The 20,387-nt window shown below is 63.5% G+C and carries 13 protein-coding genes and 3 pseudogenes; 10 read left to right on the plus strand and 6 right to left on the minus strand.

All coding sequences use genetic code 11. The features are described from left to right. A partial coding sequence (locus AB1446_07680) for a DUF1670 domain-containing protein (GenBank protein ID MEW6546780.1) occupies positions 1-1,104 on the plus strand: 1,104 nt, incomplete at its 5' end. Next, positions 1,101-1,439, plus strand: a complete 339-nt coding sequence (locus AB1446_07685) for a hypothetical protein (protein ID MEW6546781.1) — start codon at positions 1,101-1,103, stop codon at positions 1,437-1,439. The genes AB1446_07680 and AB1446_07685, both read left to right, overlap by 4 nt. Before the next feature lie 81 nt (positions 1,440-1,520). Here the strand turns inward: AB1446_07685 and AB1446_07690 are convergent. Then, positions 1,521-2,710, minus strand: a protein-coding gene (locus tag AB1446_07690; protein MEW6546782.1) for an IS3 family transposase whose coding sequence is annotated in 2 segments (ribosomal slippage) — positions 1,521-2,443 and positions 2,443-2,710 — 1,191 coding nt in all. Because the reading frame shifts where the segments join, the coding sequence is not laid out codon by codon here. Between the two features lie 1,255 nt (positions 2,711-3,965). On the opposite strand from AB1446_07690, the pseudogene AB1446_07695 reads away from it, so the two are divergent. Together AB1446_07695 and AB1446_07700 are read left to right on the plus strand one after the other, a co-directional pair. Beyond that, a pseudogene (locus AB1446_07695) lies at positions 3,966-4,208 on the plus strand (DUF1670 domain-containing protein). Between the two features lie 58 nt (positions 4,209-4,266). Continuing rightward, positions 4,267-4,317: pseudogene (locus AB1446_07700) on the plus strand (hypothetical protein). 1,016 nt (positions 4,318-5,333) lie between these two features. Here the strand turns inward: AB1446_07700 and AB1446_07705 are convergent. After that, positions 5,334-5,840, minus strand: a complete 507-nt coding sequence (locus tag AB1446_07705) for a hypothetical protein (protein ID MEW6546783.1) — start codon at positions 5,838-5,840, stop codon at positions 5,334-5,336. A 546-nt stretch (positions 5,841-6,386) separates the two neighbouring features. Here AB1446_07705 and AB1446_07710 point away from each other — a divergent pair. The 5 genes from AB1446_07710 (at position 6,387) to AB1446_07730 (ending at position 10,606) form a co-directional block, all read left to right on the plus strand. After that, on the plus strand, positions 6,387-7,148 hold the full coding sequence (locus AB1446_07710; protein MEW6546784.1) for a hypothetical protein: 762 nt from the start codon (positions 6,387-6,389) through the stop codon (positions 7,146-7,148). Further along, positions 7,145-7,441, plus strand: coding sequence for a hypothetical protein (locus AB1446_07715; protein ID MEW6546785.1), 297 nt, complete (start codon positions 7,145-7,147; stop codon positions 7,439-7,441). Before AB1446_07710 ends, AB1446_07715 begins: the two co-directional genes overlap by 4 nt. A 157-nt stretch (positions 7,442-7,598) precedes the next feature. Further along, on the plus strand, positions 7,599-8,219 hold the full coding sequence (locus tag AB1446_07720) for a hypothetical protein (protein MEW6546786.1): 621 nt from the start codon (positions 7,599-7,601) through the stop codon (positions 8,217-8,219). 15 nt (positions 8,220-8,234) lie between these two features. Continuing rightward, on the plus strand, positions 8,235-9,098 hold the full coding sequence (locus tag AB1446_07725; GenBank protein MEW6546787.1) for a hypothetical protein: 864 nt from the start codon (positions 8,235-8,237) through the stop codon (positions 9,096-9,098). A gap of 257 nt (positions 9,099-9,355) precedes the next feature. Continuing rightward, positions 9,356-10,606 carry a deoxyguanosinetriphosphate triphosphohydrolase gene (locus AB1446_07730; protein ID MEW6546788.1) on the plus strand — a complete coding sequence of 417 codons (1,251 nt, stop codon included), beginning with the start codon at positions 9,356-9,358 and terminating at the stop codon, positions 10,604-10,606. A 235-nt stretch (positions 10,607-10,841) separates the two neighbouring features. Here the strand turns inward: AB1446_07730 and AB1446_07735 are convergent. Continuing rightward, positions 10,842-11,054 (minus strand): annotated as a pseudogene (locus AB1446_07735) (ATP-binding protein). A gap of 1,177 nt (positions 11,055-12,231) precedes the next feature. Between AB1446_07735 and AB1446_07740 the strand changes: the two are divergent. Continuing rightward, the gene (locus AB1446_07740; protein ID MEW6546789.1) at positions 12,232-17,211 is read left to right on the plus strand and encodes a hypothetical protein; all 4,980 of its coding nucleotides are present in this window, start codon (positions 12,232-12,234) and stop codon (positions 17,209-17,211) included. A gap of 286 nt (positions 17,212-17,497) precedes the next feature. On the opposite strand, the gene AB1446_07745 is transcribed toward AB1446_07740, so the two are convergent. The 3 genes from AB1446_07745 to AB1446_07755 form a co-directional block, all read right to left on the minus strand. After that, complete coding sequence (locus AB1446_07745) at positions 17,498-18,664, minus strand: site-specific integrase (GenBank protein ID MEW6546790.1); 1,167 nt, start codon at positions 18,662-18,664, stop codon at positions 17,498-17,500. 50 nt (positions 18,665-18,714) lie between these two features. Continuing rightward, positions 18,715-18,930 (minus strand): helix-turn-helix domain-containing protein, encoded by a 216-nt coding sequence (locus AB1446_07750; protein MEW6546791.1) that lies wholly within the window; start codon positions 18,928-18,930, stop codon positions 18,715-18,717. Positions 18,931-19,476: 546 nt separating this feature from the next. Continuing rightward, on the minus strand, positions 19,477-20,193 hold the full coding sequence (locus AB1446_07755) for a lytic transglycosylase domain-containing protein (GenBank protein MEW6546792.1): 717 nt from the start codon (positions 20,191-20,193) through the stop codon (positions 19,477-19,479). Positions 20,194-20,387 lie beyond the last annotated feature (194 nt).

A 20,387-nucleotide genomic window follows, 5' to 3' on the forward strand; every position in this document is an offset into this window, starting at 1 on the left:
CTGGCGGGGATGAGCAGGAAGATGCGGGAGAGGCTCACCACGCCGCGGGCAGTGCTGGCCGTGGACCGCTACCTGCGGGGGGACGACCCGGCCACCATCCGGCGGGAGCTGGCGGTGTCGCGGCACCCGTTCAGCAAGTGGTACCTGGGGTTCCAGTACGCGGTGGCCCTTTCCGACCGGCCACTGGAGGAGATCGCCCAAGCGATCGACGAACCCCCCGAGGTGGTGGCCGGCTGGCTGGGACTCTGGGCCCGCTACCGAGAGAGCAAAGACGGTGCCCGGGAGAGGGTGCCCCAAAAGGGCGTGCTACCCCCGCCCAAAGCACCCCCGGGGCAGGAGCGGGAAGCCTTCTTGGCCCTGCTGAGGCAGCGGCACGGGTACACCCCCGCCTCCTCGGAGCGGTTCTGCCAGGAGATCAGCGACCTCGCCTACCGGATCTCCCGCCGGCACCGGGCCTCGGGCCAGGTGGTGTACTTCGGGGTCTCAAGCACGGAACCTCCGGGGAAGAGCCTGCGCGACTGCACCCTCCGGGAGGTCATCCTGGACTACGTCACCCCGGAAGATTGGGCCCTGGTGAACCGGGAGAGTCCCCAGGCGCTCAAGTGGGCGCGCCTGGAGCGTCTTGCCACCTCTGCCTACGCCCAGGGCGTGGCCCTGTCGCTGGCCGACCTCGGCTTCCTGCTGGGGCTGTCCACCGACGCGGTGGCCGACTGCATGAAGGAACACCCGAAGGTGGTGCTGCCCATCCGGGGCCGGGTGGCCGACATGGGCCCGACGCTGTCGCACGCGGAGAAGATCATCCGGCTGTACATGGACGGCTACACGGAGACGGACATCGTGCGCCGCACCGGCCACAGCTACGAGAGCATCGAGCGGTACCTGATCGACTTTGCCCGCGTCACCTACTGCCTGGACCTCGGGATGCCCGTGCCCGCGGTGCGGATGGCCGTAGGCAGGTCGCGCAGGCTGGTGGAAAAGTACGCGGCCCTCTACCGGGAGTTCACGGCCACGGACGACTACATCTTCCGCATGGCCAGGATCCGCCGGATGGCCGAGGCCCACCCCCCGGAGAAAAAAGGGGCGCAAAGGGAGGAGATACAGTGACCCGAGAGCGGAAGGGGAGCGAAAGGTACGCGACCCTTCCCGCAAGGGACCTTCTGCCAGTCCGGGTGTCCCACCTCAGGGCGCGGTTCGAACTGGCGCCCCAGTCGTACCTCGCGGAGGCCGTGGCCCGGATGACCAACGAGGCCATGGAGGCCTGGGAGAAGCAGCACGGGATCGAGAGGGTCAGGCCGGGCGAGATGCTCGTTGCCTACCAGGGCAAGAACGCGAGGCTGCCCCTGCTCGATCCCGGGACTATCTCCCGCCTCGGGGAGCTCAGGGTGGAGGCGGTGAAGCGCCAGATCGGTGCGAACCGTTGGAACAAACTTGCTGCCTAGTCAGCAGCCAGGGACAATTCCCTCTCCAACGTGGAGAGAAGCCGAATCGGGAATATGGAGTTGCCCCGCTTTCGTGGACAGCTAAGCGGTTGATGCAGCTAGGTTCTCTATGCCCTCCCTCCACCTCCTCTCGAACTCCTCCGGGGTGAGGTAACCGAGTGTGGAATGACGCCGATGACGGTTGTAGAACACCTCGATGTACTCGAAGAGCGCAAGCGACAGGGCAGCACGCGTGGGCCAGTGCCGGCGGTCCAGCAGCTCGGTCTGGAGGCTGGCGAAGAAGCTTTCAGCTACGGCATTGTCCAGAGCGTCGCCTACAGTTCCCATGGAGCCGGTGATACCCGCCTCCCTGAGCCTGCGCGTGAACGCCAAAGAAGTGTACTGCACACCGTGATCGGAGTGGTGAATGAGCCCGCCAGCCGGCCGACGGTTCCTGATGGCCATGTTCAGCGCGTCGAGCACGAGGTCTACCGCGGGACGGTCTCCCATGGCCCACCCCACCACCCGGCGCGAAAACACGTCCATCACGGTCGCCAGGTACAGCCACCCCTCATCCGTGCCATGCTGGGTCAGGTCCGCCACCCAGAGCTGGTCGGGAGCAGTGGCCGTGAAGCTGCGTTTGACCAGATCCGGGTACACTGACCCTTCCGCCCGGGGACGTGCCCTTGCCTGCCCGTTTCGCCGGTGCACACCCGTGATGCCTGCGTCACGCATAAGCCTGGCCACGCGCTTTCTCGAGCACCGGATACCGTGTACGAGCCTCAGTTCAGCCATAACCCTCGGTGCCCCGTACGTGCCCCGGCTCGCCCGGTGGATCTGGATGATGCGCTCCCTGAGTTCGAGGTCGCTGCGCTCCCTCCGGGACGGCGGGCGCCCGCGCCAAGCGTAGTAATCACTCCGGGAAACCCTCAATACGCGGCACATGGTCGCTACGCGGTGAGTTGGCCTCTGGGCATGCAAGAACCTGAACACCGCTACCGCGTCCTTTCCGCCTCCTTGGCGAAAAAAGCTGCTGCCTTCCTCAGGATCTCACGCTCTTCCCGCAGTACCCGGACCTCCCTGCGCAGCCGCTCGAGTTCTTTCTTCTCATCGGTCGTGAGCCCTTCGCGCTTGCCCTCGTCGATCTCCTGCTGCCTGATCCAGTGGCGCAGCGACTCCACCGATACGCCGAGGCGACGGGCCACCTCGGTCATGGTCTTGCCAGCTTCCTTCACGAGACGGATAGCCTGCTCCCTGAACTCCGGCGGGTATGGGGGTCTTGTCCTCGGCATGTGGACCACCTTTCCTCCTCAGGTACTTGCCTCCAAGTATCCCACTGTCCACTGAACCGGGGCAAGCCCGATTGGGTGGAATTCCCGGGCCGCAGAGATGCTACGCCGATGAAGGGGCTGGCCGCCCCAGGCGCTGCGCGGGCTGAGGACTGACCCCTGGCGAAGACGCCCGGTACGGCGTCGGAGTCGGAGAGCGGGTTACAAGTCGTAACCTAATCGGCCATGTCCACTACCAGCCGCAAGGCAAAGTAGGGGCCGTAATGGTGCGGGCCTCTGTGCGTGCCCATGGTGAGAACCGGTCCAAAAAACCGAGACGAAGAGGCGACTGAGGCATCGTAACGCTTCGCCCTGCTTGGACATGAAGCGGGGAAACATTAGGGCTGATGGCATACCCCCGATTTTGGTATACCATCCTGCCGGAGCAAGACCGGCAAGTCGAGGGCGGCAAAGCTGAGCATCACACCGCCCCAGGAGCCCCCGGTGTATAGCCTCCACCTAAAGGCACGACAAAAGGATAACCGATTCGGCAACGGACGATCGCCTGCCGCCTGGAGTGGTACCGCGCGAGGAACGGCGGCAGGCGACAGAGGCGCCATAGTAGTCTGAGGGTAGGAAAGCCGCCCACGTGGCGAAGGGCGCCAGTCAGCAGACCAGGCAAGCACACGAACGAACCGTACTGACTAACCGGCGACCGGAGAACCGCAAAACCGGTCCTGAGCCAACGAATGGACACTCCTCCCCCCTAACAGGAAGGAGGTGGTGACCATGCGGGTCAAGGGGCGGTTCAATTCGAGAAGTGTGCAAGCCTGAGCACTCCCGGCCGTAAGGCGGAAAGTGCTGTCCCACGGACAGTCTGTTGATGGAAAGCCGGATGACTCGAAAGGGTCCCGTCCGGTTTGGAGCGGGGGAAAAGCCGGAGATCACATCAAAGGCTTACCTATCGCTATAGCACCTGGAACTGGAGCGGCTGCAGGCGGAAAACCCCGCCGCCACCGTGCAGGACGTGTGGCAACTCCTGGACCAGGGCGAACTGGCCAGGCAGCGGGGAGCCAAGGGCCAGGGCTTCCTCCCCGAGGAGCCCATCTCCGCCGACCAGTTGCCCCAGGTGCCCAGGAGGCCCGAGGCCGCCGACCCGCCCAGGGAGGTCCTCACCCTCCTGGTCAGCAAGCTCGAGTCGGAGTACGGGTGCAAGCCCGCCCAGGCCGAGGGACTGGTCAGGACGGCGGCCGAGATCCGGGCCTGGTGCTGCCCGGAGGTGTCGGAGCTCGAGCCCGGGCAGGTGGTGTGGCTGGCCCACGGTACCCACCGCAGCCGCCGCACCGACCCCCGCCTGTTCGTCCCCGTGGTGCTCACGCTCCTGACCCCGGAGGAGATGGAGCACCCGCCGTCGAGCAGGGCGGAACTGAAGCGGTTCAAGATGAGGCAGCTCGAGCGCATCACGGCCGAGGCGTGGCGGCAGGACGGGGTGCTCACCACCGTGGACCTGGAGTGGATACTGCACATCAGCCCGGGGGCTCATCCGCGAACTCCTCGAGGCGTACCAGGAGCGCTTCGGGGTGCTGCTGCCCACGGCCGGCACCGTGCTGGACATGGGCAGGACGCTGACGCACAAGACGATCGTGGTGGAGTTGGCCCTCGAGGGTCTTTCCACCACCGAGATCGCGCAGGATCTACCATGCCCCCTCATCGATCACCAGCACCAGCCCCGCTCTCGTGAAGGAGCACCTGGAACTGGCCAGGAAACACTTCCCCGACCCGGACGCCATCAAGAACTACCGGGTCAGCCGGGGCGTCAAGGTCGAGGAACTGGCTTCGGGAGTTTAGCTATAATGCTAGTCTTGTGGTGCCCACGGCGGCAGCATGGGCTATGTCCCACGTATGCGCTCGCCGGAACGGGCGTTTCGAGGTGGGGCCGGTTGTGGTGCAGACTCACGATCTTGGAATCACCGGCACACTCGCGGACAGCCCGAAGCGGCTCCACCTCAGGCACCGGCGATCTGGAACAACCGTGGCCCGGAAGGGTAGAGGATTGAAACCTAGCGGTGCGGCAGTGCAGCGCCGCAAATTGTTTTAGCAATCATGGCCCCGAAGAACAGGGGGAACCGAACCTGGTCGATGTAGCGCAGTGGCGTTCGACGAAGGGCCAGAGTAGTAAGCATGCGCCCGAATGACAGAGGGTAGAAACCCAGGAGTGTCCGGCGTCCTACGAGGGGGCCTGGTGCATTGGCGCTGGTCTTTGTCGGGCCGGGGCAATGGTACGCTGTCTGGAGCCCGGGGAGCCGCCCAGGCGAACCGAGGTCAGTCTGAACGAGAGTCGCGGCTGCATGTAACCGAGGATCTGTGGCACCACCGAACCAACGTCCTCGTGCGGCACTACCTTCCGGCGGCAATGCTGCGCCCAAGAGGTGCGGTATCCCGCCATGATCAGGGCCCGTGCTGAGCTGCCACAAGGAGGCCCTAGAAAGGCCGGGAATCGGTCGGGGGTATGTCTTGTAGGGAGGAGGGCTTGCCCGGCCCGACGGGAGTGGGGGCCCAGTGCCCGGGCGGAAAACCCCGTGGCCCCGGAAAGGTTGCAGACCGTCGCCAGGGCTAAGGGGCGGTTGTCTGGTTCCCGCGGCGGTGGCTACAAGCGGCCAGGGTCCGCGGGCAGGCCTGCAATCCAGTCGATCACTTGCTGGGAGTCCAGGAGCTGGACGGTCGTGCCGGGCTTGAGCGTATAGGGCGCGAACCGCTTCGGTTCGCCGCTGCACTTCCACAGCCAGCGGACGCGCCGTACGTGCTGGAGGCTCCAGCCGCATACGTCGGCGAACTCGCTGCACCACAGGTAGCTGCCGACCACCACTCCCACCCCGTACACCTCGGCCGTACCGACCCGGAGCACCACCAGGTCGCCGTCCCGCATCTCCTCGCAGAACTGCCGGAGGTCGGCGAGTTTCCGGGCAGAAAGCCCCCACTTTGAGCGGAGCGCTTCTGCACAGTCCGGCCAGGGCCCCTCTGACCCGGGTCCGTTGAGTACCACGCCCCGGTTCAGGCAGAGGCCAGCGTAGTTGTGTTCTGCGTCACCGGCTGCGATCTGCCAGACCTTCTTCCCGGAGACGTCCACGCCTTTCACCACTGATCGTGCGGGCAATCCCCGCCCTGCGGTCTCTGGCTTGCCGCGGCCGCGTTGCCTGCCGGGGTGCTGCCCGCTTCCAGTCGAGTTTGACGCTGGCCCGGGTCCTTCGACGGTCTGTCGGTCCGGTCCTGCACGGCATCCCAGGTGGGCCGGCAGCGTGCGAGAGGGAAAGGGGCCGTTTGAGGTGGAGGGCAGCAGGTTCTCGTGGCAGCCGCGAGATCCGTCACTTGATGACGGAGGTAACGTGCTACGCTGGAGAGGGGTGCGCGTTTACAGGCAGGGGCGGTGGGTAGGGGAGGAGACGGTGGGCGACGGGTTAGACGCAGGTGCGCCGCTTACCCCGTTCAGCCGCTCCCTCCTGTGGGCGGGCAGGAACGCAGTGCCAAAGAGTAGAACCCAATGCTCGAGTTGGCACAGACTTCGTAGAACAAGACGCCGGGTAGCTCTTGCACAAGTGTCGCGGTGGCAGTTCAGGGGGCTGTCGGGGTGGTCACCGTGAGCGAGTGCGACGAGTCCTTACCAACCGGAATCGTCGCAAAACTTTGTGAGGGTGCGGTCGCCGTGGGAATCCCGTGTGCCGGGGGCACCGGACTGCGCGCTAAGGACGTGCTCGCCTGGCTGGACGGGGAGGGATGGCCCTGGCAGGTAGACGACGCACCGGGCGGCCCCTGGACCTGCCTCCTCGGGCGCGAAACCTGGCCGGGTCTAGTTTACAGGCGTATTGATTTCCTCGGTGCTGAACGGGAATCCCTTGCAGAGGCGGTTGTCGCCGCTTCTTTCTACGCCCTGGGGTGCGCCGGCCTAGCCAAGGACTTCCTGCGGTGGGGCGCATCTGGACTTGTGGCCGACCCTGGAGTCTCTGGCGGGCCGGGCGGGGCGTTGCTGGGTGCGGATCAGGTACGCGTCCTCAAGCGCGCCTTTGCACTAGCCGGGCTGAGGTGGCCGTTCGGGCGGCAGGTTGCCGTCGAGGCGGTGCTCGTGTGGTTGCGGGGATGCGGTTGGGAAGTGACCCTTGACGGGTCAGAGGGTGCAGGGGTGAGGTTGCGGCGGGCGGTGTGGCTTGCAGACGACGAAGTAGTGCTGGAGCGATACTGTTCGGGCGTGAGGGGCAGCGAAGGAGATGTATCGCTGGAGGAGGCCGTGACGGAGGCGGCACTGTGGGCCGTTGCGGTGGCTCAGTGTGAGCCGAAGGGGTTCCCGCTGGCACGCGAGGGCGGGTACGGGCGCCTGGACCAGGATAGTTCCATGGCCCTGCTGGCGCTCCTGAGCAGGGCGGGGGAGAGCCCTGGCCCTTCAGCATGTCCCCGGGGATGTTCGAGTTGACCGGGTGGCTGGAACAGCGCGGCTGGGAGTGGAGCCTGTGCAGGAACAACCTGCCCGAGCAGGTGCTGGATGACCCGGAGTGGCGCAGGCACCAGTGGGTTCTGATCCTGTCCGGCGAGGGATACCACGGGCTGGGTTACCGGGGGGAGAAGCCGGAGGATCTGTTCCTGGGAGTGTTCCGCGACCTCCTCGAAGGCGGGGAGGGGTCGAGCTGCCCGACTTCGATAACCCGCCTAATGACGGGGAACTGCTGGATACTCCTCTACTGGATGACGAGCAGGTCATCCTGGTGATTCCGGCGGCGGACCAGAGGTTTGAGCCACCTCCCTGGATGGTAGAGTACCTGCGGGAAAACGACCGGGGTCAAGCCTTAGGCCTGGTTCCGGTGTCGTTATGTGGCAGGCTCAGCCGAGAAGAAAGCAAGTACTGGTGAGATAAGGGGGGAAGACTGTGATGGATCCGAGGGCTGTGATTGCCGCGACGCTCGAGAACATGAACAGGATTTACAGGGACATCGGGCAGATTGTCCAGATAATCGAGGAGAAGATGCGGAATGAGGGTTTTCAGGCTATCGGAGATGCCGCGGTGACCTGGGAAGTATCGACTGCCTACCACAGCCCATCAAGTTGGCTCTACAGGTGGTTCGCTCGCATCTTTTGGGACGACGAGCATCCAACGAAGGCCGTCGGGTACTGCCTCCACCTCGGGAATTACGCGCGTCGCGATGAAGAGACATTGATTCAAATGGGTGTTTCGTTCCCGTTCGTAAATGTCTCTCTGCTTGAGGGTTTCGAGAAGGCTGTGAATACATTCAAGAGACGCTCCGACCTGTACAATTGCTTGTGGGGGGCGGGGTGGTACGAGGGGAGAGAGAAGGTAACCAACCAAGCCATAGTAGAGAGTCGGGTCACATACGGAGAGGTAGCCGCGCTCGCGACCACGTACTTCGTGGATATGCTGGCCCTCGTCGACGACTCAACGATAGGAAGACTGGTCGTCGAGCCTATGGTCAAGATGTTTCAGGGAGACAAAGCGGTTGCCTCTACTCTCCCGGTAATAAGACTGCCTTGAGCAGGAGGTGGCCCGATGCTGGCGGCAGAACTCCACGGCAAGGTTGCTGCTAACGAGGATATTTTGACGTCTCACGTGTTTTCGATCTTTCGGTACATTAGCGACCTGTCCATTCCTCTTGCGTTCTTGAGCTGCGCTCGGAACCTCCATAATCAGGCCTTGTCGTTGGATTCGTTGGCAGAGGCCGAAGTGGTCTTCTGGCCCCGGTTTTCCCTTCGCGGAGGATCTCGGTGGCGGGAAGCAGATGCTCTACTTCGCCTCACTGATGCACAGGGCCGGCGGGTAGCCGTGGTGGTGGAGGCCAAATGTCACTCCGGCTTGAGCAATGTCCCCGGCGGCGGTGTGGGAGGCGAGGAGAAATCGCCTGAGGACGATCTCGCACGGTCCACGTTTGGCCACCAACTGGCAGATGAATTCTGCGGAATCAAGTGCGGCGACTGGCAGGGGCTGGAGCACCCGCTGAAGCCTGGCGAGGCGCGGTTTCTTATCTACGTCACGCAGCACTACGAAATGCCTAGACCTGAGCTTGAAGAGGCCGTTACCGAGATCACGAAGCGGCCGTGTCAAGGGCCAGATTGCAGGCTACACGCTGAGAATAGCATCTATTGGGTTAGCTGGCGCGACTTGCACGGAGTTCTGTCACAAGGTAATCGATTGAAATACTGCAATCATGGGCAGGGGCGACTGTTGGGCGACTTGCGACAGGTTCTAGAGGCGCGCGGGCTGATGCGGTATTCGCTGTCTTTGAGCCGACTCGCTACACCGGGTGCCTATGAGCGAATATGCCAGTACGGTTTCTGGTCCCGGCTGGTGTCGGTGGGGACGTACGAAGGACCCTTCCATCAGGACTCTACGCCGGGAGCACAGGCCAAGTGTTAGTAGTGATGTGGATGCTTGCTACAGCGTTGTTTTCGGTACGCGGTGGTTGCTCTAGTGCTCTTCGGCTGGACAGGCGGTTGCGCTGGTTACTCACGCCATTAGTTGATGATGCTCTGCCGACTTCTCGTGGCGCCTGACCATTGTTGACTTGAGCAGCACCCGGAGGGTGTACGGGTCTCGAGCCCATCGTGACGTGCGGCCGGGCCTTGGAGATTGCAATGAGGTGATTCAAGAGCAGTTCAGGGGGTGAAGAGTCTTTGCGGGAATTCATCGAAGCGAGTGAGGAGCAAACGCTAGCATCATACGCCGCTTTCTCTCGCGGAGCGACCAGGCGCTACCGTGAGGCCGGAGAGGTCGAACACCTACGATCGAACTATCAGCTAGACCGCGATCGGATTCTCTACTCCACGGCGTTCAGGCGTCTCCAGTATAAGACACAGGTTTACGTTGTCCACGAGGGGGATTTCTACCGCACGCGCCTTGCGCATACGCTTGAGGTAATGCAAACTGCCCGTACACTGGCCCGTGCCCTGAAGTGCAACGAGGACCTTGCAGAGGCCATTGCTCTGGCGCACGATCTAGGCCACCCACCCTTCGGGCACGCCGGGGAAGAAGAGTTGAGGCGATTGATGCGAGATGCAGGTGGGTTCGACCATAACCTGCAGAGCCTTCGTATCGTAGATGAGCTGGAGCGTAGGTACCCCGATTTTCCCGGTCTCAACCTGACCTATGACACCAGAGAGGGGCTCGCAAGGCATACAACGGACTACGATAACCCCATGGTTCCCCAAGAGTTCCGCACGTATCCGCAACCCTCTTTGGAGGCCCAGATCGTTAGCATGGCGGACAGACTGGCGTATTGCACCCACGACTTGGATGATGCTCTGACGGGCGGATTGGTATCGGAGGAAGAGTTGCGCGCCGAACGCATACCGTTTGTTGTCGAGTCCTACGAGAAGGCGTGCGACGAAGTATTCTCTTCTACGGACTCGTCCGTACGAAAAGACATTCGCATCCTCTCGCGGCGATGGGTGCGACACCTGATCGCCCTACTCAACAGGGAGGTAATCGAACAAACTCGGAGGAACCTGATGAGGTCCCAGGTCAAGACCATCGAGGACGTTCGTCGAACCCCGGCTTGCTTGGTGACACTTCCGCCTGATCTAGAGGGCCAGTTCAACGCGTTAAATGCATTCCTGCTCAACAGGGTTTATCGGAGTCATGTAGTTGAGGCCATGACGTTCAAGGGTAGGCTCATCATCCGTCGCCTCTTTCGCGCCTTTTTGCGCAACCCCCACCTGCTTCATCCCGTGACCCGCGCGCGTTTGGAAGCCTGCAGGTCAGTCGAAGATCGCAAGCGTGTCGTGTGCGATCATATTGCCGGAATGACGGATTCCTTCGCCCTTCACCTGTATACGGCGATTTTTGAACCGGAGGGCCGTGCCTTTCCCCTTCAAGTACCGAGACTACACGGCAGCAGGGTGCACGAGGCGAGAAAGGATTCTTGAATTGGAGACAAGGGAGACGCAAGGATGCGCAGGGCAACCTTCCCAGGTTCCAGGCTGTTACGTGGGGGAGTCCGGACGGCCTACTCTACGGAACAGGGTGGTCCTCTTACAGGGCAGGCAGTCGGCCTGCTAGGGGTGCGCGTTGTGTACTAGATGTCGACCACCGTTGCACGTGATCTCGACCAGGATTGCACGCGATGGCGACCAGTCGGAGCGAAGCGACGCTGGGTGGTGGTTACAAATCGTGCTGGTCGGCTTCGCGTGTACTGTTCTTCACCCTTCTCATCGATTCCCCCTTCATTGTGATCTTGTGGCTGTTATGAACGAGCCGGTCGAGGATGGCATCCGCCACGGTGGGGTCGGAGATGGTGGCGTGCCAGTGCTCAGTGGGAATCTGGCTGACCACAATGGTCGACCGTGCCCCCGCCCGGTCGTCGATCACCTCCAGGTTCGGGCAGGGGGACCGCTGCGTGTCCCCGTTAGTGACCGTTGGTCCGAGAGGAGTCGGTACCGGGAGGTGCCGGCAGGCGATCAGGGGCCTAAGCGGCTGTGCGGAGCGGTGGGGGTATAGTGCCGTAGCCCGGAGTGCTCGTGTGCCGGCGTGTCACGCGTGGCTTGGACCATCGCCGCTGGACAGGTGCTCGAGCCGAAGCCGACAGTTGTTTCCGCGTGGAGGAGACGGATAGTGGTCTTCCCTGAGGCACGCGGCACCGTACGTGTCAGGGAGGAGGATAATCGTGGTCAAAGAGACCGAGGTTCCTTCGGATCTGCCGGGGGTGGGTTCGGTCCGACCGCCCGGAGGAGCCCCATCCTGGTTCTGGGCCTTCCCTCCCCGGATTGCGACCGGCCGGGGGAGGGGTACCGGCGATGCACGTGGCGTCGTTCGTGGACGCCCCGGTGCTCGGCTCGCGGGTGGAGGTCGGCTCCTGATCCCTGCGGGTGACGTGCAGGGACGCTCGCGGAGCGGTGGCATGGGCCTGGGCGAGACGGCCGCTGAGTACGCGATGGGGGCGGTGTTCTCTTGGTGGCCTCCGGAGGCTTTCCGGTGGTTGGCCGGAGGAATGCAAAGCCTGGGCGGCCTCGTTCGGTAAGTGGAGATCCGTCTGGAAGCGGTGGGACGCCGTGGCTTAGCCGGAAGTGTGGCGTCTCGGGGCGATTCGGGGGATGCCGTGTGCTGGTGTTAGGGGGTGAGACCCTCGGGTTGCTGGCGGAGTGCGCTGAGCTTGGGGTCTAGCCAGCCAGGGCCAGGTTGCCCAAATCCCCCCGAGGAGTCTTGGGTAATGCTGGCGAAGGCACCACCTGAGGCCGGATTCGGTGGAATCGGGGACAGGGGGGGTGTGGCGAAGGTCGGAGGGTCCAAGATTGAACGGAAGGGGTGGGCCAGAGACGACCGGGTCTCATAACCGAGTAAGAACGGCAACGCATAGCGTGCTGAGTTGCTGCTATACCGACAGGGGCAGTACGAGAGGAACGTCAGCGTACTGCAGCCGACCAAGAGGGGGCTCGGGCGGGCCATAGGGATCATAAGCGGAATTCGCGGGGGGCCAGGAGTCGAGCGAGCGGCCCGGCTACCATCTCTCCATGAATATGAGCTGGGTGCCTGTGGTGAAAGGAGTCGGGTCAAGATGAAGAGGCCTTCCTCGGCTTCAGGCGGATCGGCCGCAGCCGCCGGCATGGAGTTTCAACACCGCGTAGCAGCCTGGCTGGCCGTACACATCCTGGCGGAGAAGGGTGCAGAACCTCCGTGGGGTCTCCCCGTAGGGACGACCCTAGAGTGGCTCCAATGTGAGACCGAGCAGTCTGTCGACGACCTGCTGCTGGGTACGTCAGCGGAAGGTTACATCTTTGCACAGATTAAGCAGAAGGTTACCCGCGACAAGTCCACTGAGTCAGACCTGGCATCGGCTCTTGACCAGTTCGTCCGCCAGTTTCTTGCCGGAGGTTCGAAAGCCAGTGGCATGCGGGCCGCAGAGCGATCTCTAGATGTAACCCGGGATCGCCTCGTGTTGATCACGTCGCCGAGGAGTTCCAGACCGATCCAGGAACAACTACGGGACATCTTATCCAGGTTGCGGAGTGACTCGCTGCAAGTGCTCGACGATGCAGCGAAGAACAGTGAGGAACGGCGTACACTCTCCTTAGTGAGAGAGCATGTCACGAGGTCCTGGCGAGAAACAACTGGAGCAGATCCGACGGACGAGGACCTCCGGGAACTGCTCTCCCTGGTCCACGTGGAGGTCGTGGATGTGGAAGAGGGGCGGGGTCAAGAGCGTGAAGCGTTGAGTCTTTTGCGTAATACCGTTTTACGGGATCCCGACCAAGCTCAACTGGCATGGGCTCGGCTCATCAGCTTGACCGCATCATTGGCTGCGCGACGACGCGGAGCTCGGCGTATAGACCTCCAGCGCGCGCTAGCGGACGCCGGTGTCGGAGTTAGAGCCGTTCGAAGCTATCGGGAGGATATCGAAAGGCTTAGGACATACTCCGCAACTACGCTTAACATGCGCGCCGATTCTGCCCAGATCCGTCTGGGGTTTCTCACGATCAGAATCCAGCGGCCGTCCACTATGGCTCTAAGGCGGGCCGCTGAGGAAAACTCCATTCTCGTGGTGGGAGAGCCGGGGGCCGGAAAGTCGGGTACCTTATACAACCTGGGCGAGGCGCTTGAGGGGGAGGGCCGTGAGTTCATATTCCTGGCTGTCGATCGGCTCTCCGCTAGAAGCTTGGGCGAACTCCGGGCGGAGATCCGCCTCGAGCACGAGCTGGTGGAGGTGCTAGACAATTGGCCGGGCCAGCAACCGGCTTTCGTCATCATAGACGCCCTGGACGCGGCCCGTGGGGAACCGGCCGAGGGGGTGATCCAGGACTTGATCCGCCAGGTCATCCAAAAGGGCGGGCGGTGGCGGATCGTGGCTTCAATCCGTACTTTCGACCTACGGTACAGCGGAGAGCTGAAAGTCTTGTTTAGTGGGAGCCCTCCTACGGAATACCAGGATCCGGAGTTCCCGGGTGTGCGGCACTTCAAAATTCGTGGGTTCTCCGATGAAGAGCTGAGCCAGGTCATCTCGCGGTCCGCCGAACTAGGTGCACTCGTACGTAATGCATCCGAAGAACTGAAGGATCTTCTACGGGTCCCCTTCTACCTACGGATCATGGCTGAGCTACTCGGCGGCGGCCTGAGCCCAGATGAGCTTACGCCGATAAGAACGCGGCTTGAGCTTCTCGATAAGTACTGGGAGCGCCGGGTCTGGCACGGAAAGCACGGAGGCGCGCGCGATGCGGTCTTGCGTGAGGTATGTGAGAAGATGGTAGCGGCGCGGGCGCTCCGGATTGACCGCTCGGCCGTTGAACGGGCCGAAACTAGCGTTGTGCTCGACGACCTCCTCAGTGCACAAGTTCTCGTGGAGTGGCAGCCTTTACCTGAAGCTCGGCCCGAACGGTACGTTCTGGCTTTTTCCCACCACGTAGTATTTGACTACGCAGTAGAACGACTGTTACTGAGAGGAACCCCCGACCAATTAATCCGTCGCTTGGGTGAAGAACCCGACCTTACGGTCTTTATTCGGCCCAGCCTCGTGCTTCACTTCTACCACCTCTGGAGAGCTGATAGCTGTCATGGCCAGTTCTGGGACCTTGTCTTCCGTGTGATTCCCAATGACCGGCTGCCGGAGATAGCTAAGCTGATCGGGCCTTCAGTTGGAGCAGAGATTGCACTGGTGCTCTCGGATCTCAAACCCCTGTGCGCCGCCCTCAATGACATGAACTCTCCCGATCATGTCGCTGCGGAACAGGCGCTGCGGCACCTTGTTGGTGCCCTGTTAGCGGGAGCCCCAGACCGACTCGTGGGTCCCGGCGCTGGCCCTTGGAGTGAACTCCTCGAACGTTTAAGCGGCAACCTCACGCCGTCTCTGGCTTACCCGGTTCTGTCGCTTCTCAAGACCATGTGCGACCGCCCGGAGGACTTTACCCCTGAGCAGCGAGCCGCTGCAGGGCAGGCGGCCCGGCGACTCCTTGAGTTTTCCTGGACCCTTGACCCGAGAGACAGCCGGCTGGTCATCCACTCCATACGCTGCGTATGCCGTACTTTCGAGAGCGACCCATCTGCGTCTGCGGCGCTAATCCGGCGTTGCCTCGAGCCTGCGCACCTCGTGAACTATGGGTACGAAGAGATGCCGTGGCTTGCGCGAGAGGTTAAGCGCCTTATTGCCCTTGATCAGGAGCTCGTTGGGGAGATTTACCGCGCGGCCTTCACCTTCGAGGAGACTTCGGAGGAGCCTACGCCAATCGGTCAGAGCGGCATCCTGCCATTAGTCTCCACTCGTCGGCAGGACTACCGCATGGCGCGGTACGAGTTGGCCGAAGCCTTCCCGGAATTCTTAGAACGTGAGCCGGATACGGCCGCTCGCACGCTCGTCGCGGTTATGGAAGCATACGTCGATAAGCATCAACGTCCGGCTACCGGGGAATGGCAGGAAGAAACGTTCGATTTCGAAGGTCGCCGTGCACGCCTCCTCGTTGACTACAGCGCCATTTGGGACGAGGGCGATACGTACCGCCATGACGAGCCTCTCAAAATGCTTGACGCTTTCCAGCATTACATGGAGGGGCTTGCTGGGCGGGAAAGCCGTGTTGAGCAGCTTCGCACACTCCTGCACATTCTGGTCTTTGAAAACCGCCTTGCCGTCCTCTGGCGTCGCGTTCTTTCCTTGGGCGCCCGCTTCCCTGTCATTGTTGGTAAGGTCATCCTACCTCTTGCCTGGGCAACACCCATCCTTACTGCTTTCGACACAACCGTGCCGGCCGGTGACTTTATCCGAGCGGTTTTTCCGTACCTCGACCACCAGGAGCGGCGGCGCATTGAGCAGGCTATTTTGGGCATTCCTCAGGCGGTACCGGCGGAGGAACGTGACGAGGCTGAGCACATACGTAATCGTCTCCTCGGGTGCCTTACGGTCGAGAAGCTCGTCACCGGCGAGGCTAGGCGTCTCATTGAGGAGCTTAAGCGCAAGAACGCGATCCCCGCTAACGAACCGTTGGTGTCGTTCGAGTTCGGGACTGAGGCGTACGATGAGGAAAGGCATTTAAAGGACCGCGGAGTACCGGTAGACGCTGGGGCGAATCGAAAGATCCGGGAATTGGAGGGCCCGGTGAAGGGGTTTGCTGACAAGCACCTTAACTCTGTCCCCACGCGTGAGGAAGTCAACGGTGTCCTCCCGGCCCTGCGAGCCCTTCACCAGGCGCTCTCCCGCGCCGACATTGACGGCGTCCATCCGATGCAGCGTGACTACGCTTGGGGTCACCTCGCTGCTGCGTGCGCCTGTATTGCCAGAACCGATGGGATCTCATGTGCTGCCGAACCAGGTTCGTTCGTGAAGCATGTTCTTCTCGAAGCGAGCTGTCACCACCAACCTGCTCATCATCCTGAATACGATGCTCAGTTCGATGAGCGCCCGGGGTGGGGGAGCCCCGCAGCACGGCTGGAGGCGGCAAGAGGGCTGGTCGTGCTTGCCGGGCATGCCGAATGTGCAGACAGTGAGGTCTTAAGGGCGATTGAACGCCTGAGCTGTGATCCCGTGCCCGCTGTCCGCTTCCAGATAGCCAGGTATCTTCAGGCGCTGTGCAGCACCGCACCCGACTTGATGTGGGATGTCATCGAGCGCATGTCTCGGCGTGAAGAGAGCCGTGGAGTTCTGCAAGGACTTCTAGCAGGCCCGCTTCGGGGGTTGGCAGGTGCTGAGCCGGACCGGGTCGCGGATTTGACAAAGGCGATCTTCGACCGTGTATGCGAGGGCCCCGGGGCGAAGGCGGTCCGGAGATTCTGCATGGGGATCTTCGCTGGGCTATACATCTGGCGAGATCACCCTTTTTGCCGCGAGGTGGTTTTGGAGATTGCCTCGGATCCTGCTCCCTTTGTTGAGGAGGTAACTCACATCTTGACCAGCCTCGGCGAGGCGGCTACGCATGGCTCGGTGACTCGTCCCGAGCCCAGAGCGGACGCTGTTCGCCAACGAGCGCTGGATTTGGTTGAACGACTCTTGCGTTCCGCACGCCGCGATCTACGCGACCTTGAACAACGCAGCCGCAATGTCCCCTTCAAACAGTGGCCTCAGCAAAACCAGGACAAGGCCAAGTCGCTGGCGCAACTGATCGATAGGATCGGCACTCATGTGTACTTTACCTCCGGGGCACATGACAGTCAGCGTCAAAGCGGGTCTGTTGCGGCGCAACGGCCGAAACCTGAGTCGGAGAGGTTCTATCGGGAAGCGACCACCATTTTAGACGAGCTCGCGGAGGCAGCGCTACCGAGCGTGACCCATCACCTCGTGGAAACCCTGGAGTTCTTCATCCCCATAGACCCCCGGGGCGTTTTTCTGCGGATCGGCCAGGTCGTTCGGTACGGGGAGCAAGGGGGGTATCAGTATGAGTCTCTTGCAGCCGATTGCGTTGTAAGGCTTATTGAACGCTACCTGGGCGACAACCGGACCCTATTGCGTGAAGACGCAGAATGCCGGCAGACTTTGATCGAAATACTCGACGTTCTTATCCGTGCGGGTTGGCCAAACGCACGGCGACTCGTTTACCGTTTGGAGGACATCTTCCGGTGATCCCGCCTTCCTCTCTCTTGGGCAGCCCCGCTTTCGGGTGGGAGCAATTTGGGAGCAAACGCGCGCAAACCAGCGCCCAAAACGCACCCCCCATGCCACCCCACCCCGCGAAGAATCCAACAGCGGCAACGGTTTACAAACTGGAACAAACTGCAAACAGGCCATTTTTCCAATTCGTAATGCGCGGGCTGTGGGTTCGATTCCCTCCACCGGCTCCACTTTTTCAACAGCCCCAAGGGTTTCCGGGCTGGAAGCCCTTGGGATTTGCGCTCCGGGGGGCCTTTTGCTAACCGTTTGCTAACCGCGGCCCGCGGAGCAGAAGGGACTCCAGCCACGACGCCGCCTCCCTCTGCATCCCCGGCATCGCGTGGGCGTACAGGTCCAGCGTGATCCCGACCCCCGAGTGGCCGAGCCTCGCGGAGAGCAGCTTCGGGTGCAGCCCCCGCTGGGCCAGGAGCGTGGCGTGGGCGTGGCGGAGGTCGTGGAACCGCGCCTTGATCCCCGCCCGCCGCACGAGGTCGGCGAACCGCGAGCTGACCGACTGGGGCAGGAGCGGCGAGCCGTCCTCCCGGCAGCACACCAGGCCCCAGTCGTGCCACCGCTCGCCCGCGGCCAGGCGCGCGCGGGCCTGCTCGGCCCTGTGCCGCCGCAGGGCGGCCGCGAGGTCGGGGCCGATCTCTATGGCCCGCCGGGAAGCGGCGCTCTTGGGCTCCTTGAAGACGTGCTGGCCCTTCGCGGGGCTGTAGAGAGACCGCCGGACGCTGATGAGCCCGGCCTCCAGGTCGACGTCCTCCCACCGCAGGGCCAGGACCTCCCCCAGCCGCATCCCGGTCGCCAGCGACAGCAGCGCGGGCATGTAGGCGTTCGTCCCGCGGACGGCGTCCAGCACGGCCCTGGCCTGCTCCGCGTCCAGGGCCGCGAACTCCCGCCGCGGGGGGCGCGGCGGCTCCGCCCCGTCGCAGGGGTTCCTCGCCAGCAGGCCCCACTTGACGGCTTGGGCGAGCGCCCTGTGCAGCACCCTGAAGTGGTATAGCGCGGTGGCCGGGTGCAGCCCCGGCTTGCCCTTCTGGTCCCTGCGCCCCTGTTGGATGTCGTAGGCGAGAAACTGCTGCACATGGGCGGGGGTGAGCCTTGCGAGGCGCACCGCCCCCAGGCGCGGGATGATGTGCATCTCTACTGCCACCTCGTACCGCCGCCTGGTGGCGGGCGAGAGGTTGGGCCCGTGCGCCGCCAGCCACTGCCGCAGGAAGTCCGCGACCGTGAGCTTCCCCGGGTCGGCCCACTCTCCGCGCTCGAGCTGGCTTATCATCTCCGCCAGCACCCTCTCCGCGTCCCTCTTCGTTCCCTTCACCGTCACCCACTTCTGCCGCCGCTTCCCGGTCTCCGGGTCGCGGGGCAGCTCCACCACGACCGTCCACGAGTCCTTCGATCTCTTCCTGACGTGCCCTCTCACCTCTTTCGGCGCCCTCCTCTCCCAGAAAGGGCCGGGCGGGGCGCCGCCCGCTATTTCGCCCCGCCCGCCGCCTGCACCTTCTGCCCGGCCTGCTCCGCCATCCTCAGCAGGGCGTCCCGGGGGACCCGGATGAACCGCCCGATCCGGAACGCGGGTATCTGCCCCTGCCGGACCAGCTCGTAGGCCGTGCTCCGCTTGAGCCTCAGCAGGGCCGCTGCTTCCTCCACGGTCAGGAAGCGGGGCAGGCCGCTCTCTTCCGGCTCCACGCGCGATCACCCCCTCCGGCGAACCCCGAATCGTATGCGGCGTTCCGAACCCGCCTTAGCCCCCCGCTTTTGCCGTCCGTATGCGGCGTAACCGGCCCCCGAACGCCGCATACCGCCCATTGGGCGGCGTCCGGCGGAAGGGCCGAAAGCGGGCATGCGGCCGTTTCCAGAAAGTGCTAAAGCGTGACATCCAGACCGCGCGTATCCAGGGTAAGGGGGGTCTGCCGGAGCCCCTTTTCCGGGGCCGGAAACCCTTGCGGCTGTAGCTCCCAGAAAGTGCTAAAGCGTGACATCCGGGAGAAGCCGGCTCCCGCGGGGTCGGCCGGCGCGAAGCGTTGGGCGGCGTCCGGGGGCCGGAAGCGGGCGCATGGCCCTTGCCAGAAAGTGTTAAACGTGGAATCCCGCACCCCCCGTCTCCGGTAAGGGGGGCGCGAGCGAGCCGGTTTTGGGGCCCAGCGAACCCTTGCGCCGCAAGGGTTTCTGGCTGCCAGAAACTGTTAAACGTGGAACGCCGGCGAGCCGGCGTTCCGCGCCCGTCTCCCTCCGTCACGGCCCGCCGCCCGCCGCCCCTTGGGCCTCGGCGGCGCGCACGGGCCGGTCCGGGTCGTCCGACGTCTCCGCGTACAGCAACAATACCCGCTCGATGTAACCCACGGTTTCAGGAAACGGCGGCACCCCGCCCCACCGGTCGACCGCGCCCGGCCCCGAGTTGTACGCCGCCAAGGCCAGCTCCAGGTCGCCCCCGTAGCGGTCGAGCATTTTCCTGAGATACGCGCAGCCCGCCCGCAGGTTGGTTTCGGGGTCGAACGGGTCTTCGTGCGGCGAAAACTTGTCCGGCATCACCTGCATGAGCCCCAGGGCCCCCGCGGGGCTCACCGCCAGCGGGTCGCCCCCGGACTCAGCCTGGATCACGGCCAGGACGAGGGCGGGGTCGAGGCCGTGCTCGGCGGCGATCTGTCCCGCGAGCGGAGCCCACGCTTGGACGGCCGGCGCGATGGCGCGCTGGCCCTGCGCCCCCGCGGCGGGAAGGCCGGGGGCGAAGGCCCCCACCTGCTGCTGGAGCGCGAAGAAAAACCATCCCATGCCCAAAACGCACCAGCCCACGGGGGCAGCAATCAGGGAGCCGACCAAGACCCAAACCAGAAGGAACTGGCGCAGGCCCGGGTCAAGCCGCCGCCAGCGGCTCAAAAACCCCCTGGCGGCCTTGCGGACCGCCCATTCTGCCGCCTTTTTGGCGATCCACGCCGAGACCGGGTCGCCCACGATTCCACCTCCAAAAGACAATCCGCCGGCCGTGGGGTCCGGCCGGCCCGATGCCGCATTCTGGCAGTAATTGGCGGAAAATGGCAGCCCGAAACCCTTGCGCCGCAAGGCTTCCAGGCCGTGCCCTTCACTACCACAGACTTCCAGCCGAAAAATTGCCCTCTGGTGGGGGTTTCAGGGAGGGGGGCATATCT

The sequence above is a fragment of the Bacillota bacterium genome (assembly GCA_040757085.1).
Taxonomy (GTDB): domain Bacteria; phylum Bacillota; class Sulfobacillia; order JACIYH01; family JACIYH01; genus JACIYH01.